The following is a 9,908-nucleotide window of genomic DNA, read 5'->3' on the forward strand; positions in this document are numbered from 1 at the left end:
CGTTCCCTCCCCTCCCCCACCACGCCTGCCCGCCACGCACCACCACACGAACCGGGTGACCTTCCAGCATGTCCAACACGCCCCAGACCTCCAACGAAGCGAAGCTGCTCCAGTACCTGAAGCGCGTCACCTCCGACCTGGACAGGGCGAACGACCGCCTGCGGGAGGTGGAGGCCGCCGCCGGCGAGCCGATCGCCATCGTCGGGATGAGCTGCCGTTTCCCGGGCGGGGTGGAGTCTCCGGAGGAGTTCTGGGAGCTGCTGGCCTCCGGGGCCGACGGGATCACCCCGTTCCCCGCCGACCGCGGCTGGGACCTCGACCGGCTCGTCGACGAGGACCCGGAACGGACGGGCACCTCGTACGTCCGCGAGGGCGGGTTCCTGCGCGGCGCGGCCGAGTTCGACGCCGCCTTCTTCGGGATCTCCCCGCGCGAGGCCCTCGCGATGGACCCGCAGCAGCGGCTGCTGCTGGAGACGGCCTGGGAGGCCGTGGAGCGGGCCGGGCTCGACGCGGCGCCGCTGCGCGGATCGTCGACCGGGGTGTTCATCGGCACGAACGGGCAGGACTACGGGACGCTGGCCGCCGCCTCCGCCGACGACCTCGGCGGGTACGTGGGGACGGGCAGCGCGGCCAGCGTGGTGTCGGGCCGCATCTCGTACGTCCTGGGCCTGGAGGGCCCGGCGGTGACCGTGGACACGGCCTGCTCGGCGTCCCTGGTGGCCCTGCACCTGGCGGCCGAGGCGCTGCGGCGCGGGGAGTGCGCGCTGGCCCTGGCGGGCGGGGTGACGGTGATGTCCACCCCCTCGACGTTCGTGGAGTTCAGCCGCCAGCGCGGGCTGGCCCCGGACGGCCGCTGCAAGTCCTTCGCGGACGGCGCGGACGGTACGGGCTTCGCCGAGGGCGTCGGCATGCTGCTGGTGGAGCGGCTCTCGGACGCCGTGCGCAACGGGCATCCGGTGCTGGCCGTCGTCCGCGGCTCGGCGGTCAACCAGGACGGCGCGAGCAACGGGCTGACCGCCCCCAACGGGCCCTCCCAGCAGCGGGTGATCCGCCAGGCCCTGGAGGCGGCCGGGCTGACCACCGCCGACGTGGACGCGGTGGAGGCGCACGGCACGGGCACCCGGCTCGGCGACCCGATCGAGGCCCAGGCCCTCCTCGCCACCTACGGGCAGGGGCGGGGGGACGGCGAACCGCTGTGGCTCGGGTCGGTGAAGTCCAACATCGGGCACACCCAGGCCGCCGCCGGTGTCGCGGGGATCATCAAGATGGTGCAGGCCATGCGCCACGGCGTGCTGCCGCGCACCCTGCACGTGGACGCGCCGTCGGCGGAGGTGGACTGGTCGGCGGGCGCGGTGGAGGTGCTCGCGGAGCAGCGGCCCTGGCCGGAGACGGGACGGCCGCGCCGCGCGGGCGTCTCCTCGTTCGGCATCAGCGGCACCAACGCCCACGTCATCCTGGAGGCCGCACCCGAACCGGCACCCGCCCCCGCCCCGGCCGGCGAACCGGTCACCGGACCGGTACCCGTGACCCTGTCCGCCCGTTCCCCGGAAGCCCTGCGCGCCCAGGCCGCCCGACTGGCCGACCACCTGGAGCGGCGCCCGGAGCTGGACGTGGCCGACGTGGCGTACTCCCTGACGGGGCGTACGGCGCTGGAGCACCGCGCCTTGGTGGTGGGGCGTGACCGTGCGGAGGTCCTGGCCGGGCTGCGGACCCTGGAGCGCGACGGCGGCGGCTCGCCGGCCGGGCCGGGAGGCGGCCCGGCGGTGCTGTTCACGGGTCAGGGCAGCCAGCGGCCGGGTATGGGCCGGGGGCTGTACGAGGCGTTCCCGGTGTTCGCCGCCGCCTTCGACGCGGTGTGCGCGGAACTGGGCGGCGGGCTCAGGGAAGTCGTCTTCGGGGAGGACGCGGAGGCCCTGGACCGCACGGGGACCACGCAGCCCGCGCTGTTCGCCGTCGAGGTGGCGCTGTACCGGCTGCTGGAGTCCTGGGGTGTCGTCCCGGGCTTCGTCGGCGGGCATTCGGTGGGTGAGATCGCCGCCGCGCACGTGGCCGGGGTGCTGTCGCTCGCGGACGCGGCCGTCCTGGTCCGCGCACGCGGGCGGCTGATGGAGGCGCTGCCGGAGGGCGGGGTCATGGTCTCCGTGCGGGCCTCGGAGGAGCAGGTCACGCCGCTGCTCGTGCCCGGCACGGCCATCGCCGCCGTCAACGGGCCCGAGGCCGTCGTCCTCTCGGGTGCGCGGGAGGCCGTCGAGGGTGTCGTGGCACTGCTCGCGGCGCAGGACGTGAAGGCGAAGGCGCTGCGCGTCAGCCACGCCTTCCACTCCCCGCTGATGGACCCGATGCTGGAGGAGTTCCGCGCCGCCGTCTCCGCCCTGGACTTCCGGCAGCCGGCCATCCCGTTCGTCTCCGCCCTCACGGGTGGGATGGTGACGGACGAGATCGCCCGCCCCGAGTACTGGGTCAGCCACGTCCGCGAAGCCGTCCGCTTCCACGACGCGATCCGGACGCTGGAGGCCGAAGGCGCCACCACCCTGCTGGAGTTGGGCCCGGACGCCGTCCTGACGGCCATGGCCCGCCCCTGCCTCACCGACGAGAGCACCGCTCTCGTCCCCAGCCTCCGCCGGGGCCGTGACGAGGCCGAAGCCGCCGTCACCGCCCTCGGGCGACTGTTCGTCGCCGGGGCCGTCGCCGATCGGGCGGCGTTCTTCGCCGGTACCCGTGCCGCCCGCGTGGACCTGCCCACGTACGCCTTCCGGCACCGGACGTTCTGGGTGTCCACGTCCGTCGGCTCGGTCGGGGACGTGGCCTCGGCCGGTGTCGCCACCGCCGACCACCCCCTCCTCGGGGCCGCCGTCACCCTCCCCGGTGCGTCCGGGATGCTGTTCACCGGCCGGCTCTCGCTCCAGTCCCACCCGTGGCTGCGCGACCACCAGGTGCACGGCCAGGTCGTGTTCCCCGGCGCGGCGATGGTGGAGCTGGCCGTACGGGCCGGTGAGGAGGTCGGTCACGGGCTGCTCGACGACCTCACGATCGAGGCCCCGCTCGTGCTCCCGCCGTCCGGCGGGGTCCAGCTGCGGCTGATGCTGGCCGAGCCGGACGGGCACGGCCGGCGCGCGCTGAGCCTGTTCTCCCGTCCGGAGGACGCGGACACCGGCGAGCCGTGGGTCCGCCACGCCGCCGGTGCGGTGGTCGCCGGCCCGCACGGGCCGGGTGCGCCGCTGACGGCCTGGCCGCCCGCCGGGGCCACCGCGCTCGACACCGGCCGCCTGTACGAGGTGCTGGACGGGCTCGGCTTCGGCTACGGGCCCGCCTTCCAGGGGCTCGGGGCCGCCTGGCAGCTCGGGGAGGAGGTCTACGCCGAGGTCGCCCTGCCCGAGGCGGTCGCCGCCGACGCGGGCCGCTTCGGCCTGCACCCGGCGCTGCTGGACGCCGCCCTGCACGGCATCGGGCTCGGTTCCTTCGTCCCCGAGGAACCCGGTCGGGCCCGGCTGCCGTTCAACTGGTCGGGGGTCTCCCTGCACGCGGCCGGGGCCGGCGCCCTGCGCGTGCGCATCGCCCCCGCCGGGACGGACTCCGTCGCGCTGACCCTCGCCGACCAGACCGGCGCACCCGTCGCCACCGTCGACTCCCTCGCCCTGCGCGCCGTCACCGCCGAGCAGCTGGAGGACGGCGGCTCCCTGCGCGACGCCCTGTTCCGGGTGGAGTGGGCCGAGGCGCCCGCCGCCGGCGGCGGGGAGCCGGGCGCCTGGGCGCGGCTGGGTGAGGAGGGGGAGACCGTCCCCGCGTACGTGGTCACGCCCACCCCGGGCGGCGAGGTGCACGCCGCCGTCGCCGAGGCCCTCGCGCTGGTGCGCTCCTGGCTGGCCGAGGAACGGTACGCCGCCTCCCGGCTGGTGTTCACCGCCGACCGGCAGGATGTGGCGACGGCGGCGGTGTGGGGGCTGGTGCGTTCCGCGCAGACCGAGAACCCCGGCCGGTTCGCCCTGGTCGAGGCCGGCGGCGTCGAGGCAGGCGGCGTCGAGGCCGGTGACCTGGGCGCCTCCTGGGAGCGGATCGCCGCCGCGCTGGAGGCCGGTGAGGAGCAGCTCGCCCTCCGGGACGGCCGGGTCCTCGTGCCCCGCCTGGTCCGGGCCACGACGGCCGCCCCGGCCGGGGGAGCCCCGTTCGGCGACGGCACGGTCCTGATCACCGGCGGAACCGGTGGCCTCGGCGCCCTCTTCGCCCGCCACCTGGTCACCGAGCACGGCGTCCGCGACCTGCTGCTGACCAGCCGGCGCGGCCCCGAAGCCCCCGGCGCCACCGAACTCGCCGCCGATCTCGAACGATTGGGCGCGCGGGTACGGATCGCCGCCTGCGACGCCGCCGACCGCGAGGCGCTCCGGGTCCTGCTGGACTCCCTCGACCGGCCCCTGACGGCCGTCCTCCACTGCGCCGGGATCATCGACGACGGCGTGGTCTCCTCCCTGACCGCCGAGCGCGTGTCCGACGTGCTGCGGCCCAAGGCGGACGCGGCCCGCCACCTGCACGAACTGACCCGGGACGCGGGCACGGACCTGGCCGCGTTCGTCGTCTTCTCCTCGGCCGCCGGTGTCTTCGGCGGCGCCGGCCAGGCCGGCTACGCGGCCGCGAACAGCTACCTCGACGCCCTGATGGCCGAGCGCCGGGCGGCGGGCCTGCCGGGCCTCTCCCTCGCCTGGGGCCTGTGGGCCGGCGTCGGCGGCATGGGCGACACCCTCACCGACGAGGACGTCGAACGCATCGGCCGCTCCGGCGTCCGCCCCCTGACCGTCGACCAGGGCCTCGCCCTCTTCGACGCCGCCCTCGCCACCGACGAACCCCTCCTCGTCCCCGTCCCCCTCGACCTGCGCACCCTGCGCCGGCAGAGCCGGATCCCGGCCCTGCTGCGTGCTCTGGTCCCCGCCCCGCGCCGCCGGACCGCCGCGGCCGCCGCAGGTTCCGCCGCCCCGGGCGGGTCGGCCTGGGCGGACCGGCTGGCCGGGCTCGCGGTCGCCGAGCAGCGGTCGCTCCTCTTCGAGCTGGTCAGTGCGCAGGCCGCAGCCGTACTGGGGCACGGCGACCCGGCCGCCGTGGAGCCCGAGCGGGCCTTCCGTGAGCTGGGCTTCGACTCCCTCACCGCCGTCGAGTTCCGCAACGCGCTGATCGCGCAGACCGGGATCCGGCTCTCGGCCACCCTGGTCTTCGACCACCCCAATCCCGCGGCGCTCGCCGAGTTCCTGCGGACCGAGCTGGTCGGCGAGGACACCGGCGCACCGGACGAGCAGAGGCCCCCGGCCCGGGTCGCGGACGACGAGCCGATCGCCGTCATCGGCATGAGCTGCCGCTACCCGGGCGGCGTCGAGACCCCCGAGGACCTGTGGCGGCTGGTCGCCGAGGGCCGGGACGGCATCACCGGCTTCCCCGACAACCGCGGCTGGGACCTCGACCACCTCTTCGACCCGGACCCGGACCACCCGGGGACCTCGTACGCGGACCAGGGCGGGTTCCTGCACGGCGCGGCGGAGTTCGACGCCGCCTTCTTCGGCGTCTCCCCGCGCGAGGCCCTCGCGATGGACCCGCAGCAGCGGCTGCTGCTGGAGACGGCCTGGGAGGCCTTCGAGGACGCGGGCATCGACCCGGAGCGCGTCCGGGGCACACGGACCGGCGTCTTCACCGGCCTGATGTACCACGACTACCTCGCCCGGCTCTCCGCGATCCCGGACGGCCTGGAGGGCTTCCGCGGCACGGCGGGGGCGGGCAGCGTGGCCTCCGGCCGCGTCTCGTACACGCTGGGCCTGGAAGGTCCGGCGGTGACGGTCGACACCGCCTGCTCCTCGTCGCTGGTGGCCCTGCACCTGGCGGTGCAGGCGCTGCGGCGCGGGGAGTGCACGATGGCTCTGGCGGGTGGCGTGGCTGTCATGTCGACCCCGGAGACCTTCGTCGACTTCAGCCGGCAGCGCGGACTGGCGGCGGACGGCCGCTGCAAGTCCTTCGCCGAGGGCGCCGACGGCACGGGCTGGGGCGAGGGCGTCGGCATGCTCCTCGTGGAGCGGCTCTCGGACGCCGTGCGCAACGGGCATCCGGTGCTGGCCGTCGTCCGTGGCTCCGCCGTCAACCAGGACGGCGCCAGCAACGGCCTCACTGCCCCCAACGGCCCCTCCCAGCAGCGCGTCATCCGCCAGGCCCTGGAGGCGGCCGGTCTCACCACCGCCGACGTCGACGCCGTCGAAGCCCACGGCACCGGCACCAAGCTCGGCGACCCCATCGAAGCCCAGGCCCTCCTCGCCACCTACGGCCAGGAGCGTACGGACGGCGAACCGCTGTGGCTGGGCTCCGTCAAGTCCAACATCGGGCACACGCAGGCGGCGGCCGGTGCGGCGGGGGTCATCAAGATGGTGCAGGCCATGCGCCACGGCGTGCTGCCGCCCACCCTGCACGTGGACGCCCCGTCCAGCCACATCGACTGGTCGTCCGGCGCCGTCGAACTCCTCACCGAGACCCGGCCCTGGCCGGAGACGGGACGGCCGCGCCGCGCGGGCGTCTCCTCGTTCGGCATCAGCGGCACCAACGCCCACGTCATCCTGGAGGCCGCACCCGAACCGGCACCGGCCCCCGCCCCGGACGGCGAACCGGTCACCGGACCGGTACCCGTGACCCTGTCCGCCCGTTCCCCGGAAGCCCTGCGCGCCCAGGCCGCCCGACTGGCCGGCCACCTGGAGCGGCGGCCCGAACTCGGCGTCGCCGACGTGGCGTACTCCCTGACGGGGCGTTCCGAGCTGGAGCACCGGGCGGTGGTGGTGGGCCGGGACCGCGAGACGCTGGTCCGGGGCCTGACGGCGCTGGCCGCCGGCGAGCCGGACCCCGCCGTGGTCACCGGCCAGGCGACCGGACGCGGACGCCTGGCGGTGCTGTTCACCGGGCAGGGCAGCCAGCGGATCGGCATGGGCCGCGAACTGTACGAGACGTTCCCCGTGTTCGCGCAGGCCTTCGACGCCGTCTGCGCCGAACTGGGCAGCGGGCTCAAGGAAGTCGTCTTCGGCGAGGACGCCGAGGCCCTGGACCGCACCGGAACCACCCAGCCGGCCCTCTTCGCCGTCGAGGTCGCCCTCTACCGTCTCGTCGAATCCTGGGGCGTCGTCCCGCGGTTCGTCGGCGGGCACTCGGTCGGCGAGATCGCCGCCGCCCACGTCGCCGGAGTCCTGTCGCTGCACGACGCGGCCGCACTCGTCAGCGCACGCGGACGCCTCATGGAAGCCCTCCCCGAGGGCGGGATCATGGTGTCCGTCCGGGCGGGCGAGGAACAGGTCACCCCGCTCCTCGTCCCCGGCGCGGCGATCGCCGCCGTCAACGGACCCGAGAGCGTCGTCCTCTCCGGCGCACGGGAAGCCGTCGAAGGTGTCGTGGCGCTGCTCGCCGCGCAGGACGTCAAGTCCAAGGCCCTGCGCGTCAGCCACGCCTTCCACTCCCCCCTCATGGACCCCATGCTGGAAGACTTCCGCACCGCCATCGCGGGCCTGGACTTCCACCAGCCGACCATCCCCTTCGTCTCCGCCCTCACCGGCGCCCTCGTCACCGACGAGATCACCCACCCCGACTACTGGGTCGACCACGTCCGCGACACCGTCCGCTTCCACGACGCGATCCGCACCCTGGAAGCCGAAGGCGCCACCACCCTCCTGGAGCTCGGCCCCGACGCCGTCCTCACCGCCATGGCCCGCCCCTGCCTCACCGACGAGAGCACCGCTCTCGTCCCCACCCTCCGCCGGGGCCGCGACGAGGCCGAAGCCGCCGTCACCGCCCTCGCCCACCTCCTCACCACGGGCGGCCTCGCCGACCGCGCCGCCTTCTTCACCGGCGCGGACGTCACCCGTGTGGGCCTCCCCGCCTACGCCTTCCAGCACGAGACCTTCTGGATCCACGACACGGCCGCAGCCGCCGCCGACGCCGGTCACGCCGGGCTCGACGCGGCGGACCACCCGTTGCTCGGGGCGGCGGTCACGCTGCCCGAGTCCGAGGAGTTCCTGCTCACCGCCCGGCTGTCCCTGCGCACCCACCGCTGGCTGGACGACCACCGCGTCATGGGGCAGGCCGTCGTCCCGGGCGCCGCGCTGGTCGAGCTGGCCGTGCGGGCGGGTGACGAGGCCGGATGCAACGCGCTGGACGAGCTGACCCTGGAAGCCCCGCTGGTGCTGCCCGAAGACGGCGGGGTCCAGGTCAGGGTGCTGGTCGGCGGGCCCGACACGCAGGAGCGGCGGTCCGTACGGGTCTACTCCCGCGCCGAGGACGCCCCCGCCGGGGAGCCCTGGACGCGGCACGCCGACGGGACGCTGTCCTTCACCGACCGCTCCCCCGAGGGCGGCCCGGCCGAGTGGCCGCCGGCCGGGGCCGAACCCCTGGACGTGGCGGGGCTGTACGCCGCCATGTCCGAGGTGGGCCTCGACTACGGGCCGGTGTTCCAGGGCCTCAGGGCCGCCTGGAAGCTCGGCGGCGAGGTCCACGCCGAGGTGGCCCTGCCCGAGGAGGCCACCGCCGACGCGGGCCGTTACGGCCTGCACCCCGCCCTCCTCGACGCCGCCCTGCACGGCATCGGCCTGGGCCCGTTCCTCTCCGACGGGGACGGGGCCCGGCTGCCCTTCGCCTGGACCGGGGTGTCCCTCTACGCGGCCGGGGCCTCCGCCCTGCGGGTACGGATCGCCCCCGCCGGGCCGGACTCCGTGGCGCTGACGCTCACCGACCCGGCCGGGGCGCCCGTCGCGGCCGTCGAGGCGCTCGCGCTGCGCGCCGTGTCGGCGGAGCAGTTCGGGGACGCCGCGCTGCGGGACGCGCTGTTCCGCCTGGAGTGGGCGGAGCCCTCCTACGCCGAGGCCGTCGAATCGGTCCTCGACTGGGCGGTGGTCGACGCCGAGGGTTCGCCCGCCGGGCGGGGTCTGGAGGGTGCGGGCGCCGCGTTCGCCGCCTACCCGGACCTGGCCGGGCTGCGGGCGGCGGTGGAGGGGGGCCGGACGGTGCCCGACGTGGTGGTGCTGCCCGTGCCGGGGACGGTGGCCGGGGCGCTGGAGGTGCTCCAGCTCTGGCTGGCCGACGCCCGGTACGCCGCGTCCCGACTGGTGTTCACCGCCAAGGGGCAGACGCCGGAGACGGCGGCGGTGTGGGGGCTGGTGCGTTCCGCGCAGGCCGAGAACCCGGGCCGGTTCGTGCTCGTGGAGGCGGCGGACGTGGACTCGGGCTGGAACCTGCTGCCGCGGGCCCTCGGCACGGACGAGGCGCAGTTCGCCCTCCGGGACGGCCGGGTCCTGGTACCGCGCCTCGCGCGGGCCGCGGCCGCCCCGGCCGACGGGGCCGCCTTCGGGGACGGCACGGTCCTGATCACCGGCGGAACCGGTGGCCTCGGCGCCCTCTTCGCCCGCCACCTGGTCACCGAGCACGGCGTCCGCGACCTGCTGCTGACCAGCCGGCGCGGCCCCGAAGCCCCCGGCGCCACCGAACTCACCGCAGACCTCGAACAGTTGGGCGCGCGGGTACGGATCGCCGCCTGCGACGCCGCCGACCGCGAAGCACTCGCGGAACTCCTGACCACCCTCGACCGGCCCCTGACCGCCGTCCTGCACTCCGCCGGGGTACTGGACGACGGGGTGATCGGGACGCTGACCCCCGAGCGGGTGGCCGCGGTCATGCGCCCCAAGGCGAAAGCGGTGGTCAACCTGCACGAGCTGACCCGGGACGCGGGCGCGGACCTGGCCGCCTTCGTGGTCTTCTCCTCGGTCGCCGGTGTCTTCGGCAGTGCCGGCCAAGGCGCCTACGCGGCCGCCAACAGCCACCTCGACGCCCTGATGGCCGAGCGCCGGGCGGCGGGCCTGCCGGGCCTCTCCCTCGCCTGGGGCCTGTGGGCCGGCGTCGGCGGCATGGGCGAC

General features: G+C 75.9%; 1 protein-coding gene and 1 pseudogene. Both read left to right on the forward strand.

Annotation, left to right across the window (positions count from 1 at the left end; genetic code table 11):
* Window positions 1–68 precede the first annotated feature (68 nt).
* A pseudogene (locus ACFY0O_RS35565) lies at window positions 69–3,605 on the forward strand (type I polyketide synthase); the annotation flags it as partial.
* Between the two features lie 243 nt (window positions 3,606–3,848).
* The coding region (locus ACFY0O_RS35570; protein ID WP_388954705.1) for an SDR family NAD(P)-dependent oxidoreductase at window positions 3,849–9,908 on the forward strand (6,060 nt) is incomplete at its 3' end.

This window comes from Streptomyces sp. NPDC001594, from assembly GCF_042893675.1.
GTDB lineage: Bacteria > Actinomycetota > Actinomycetes > Streptomycetales > Streptomycetaceae > Streptomyces.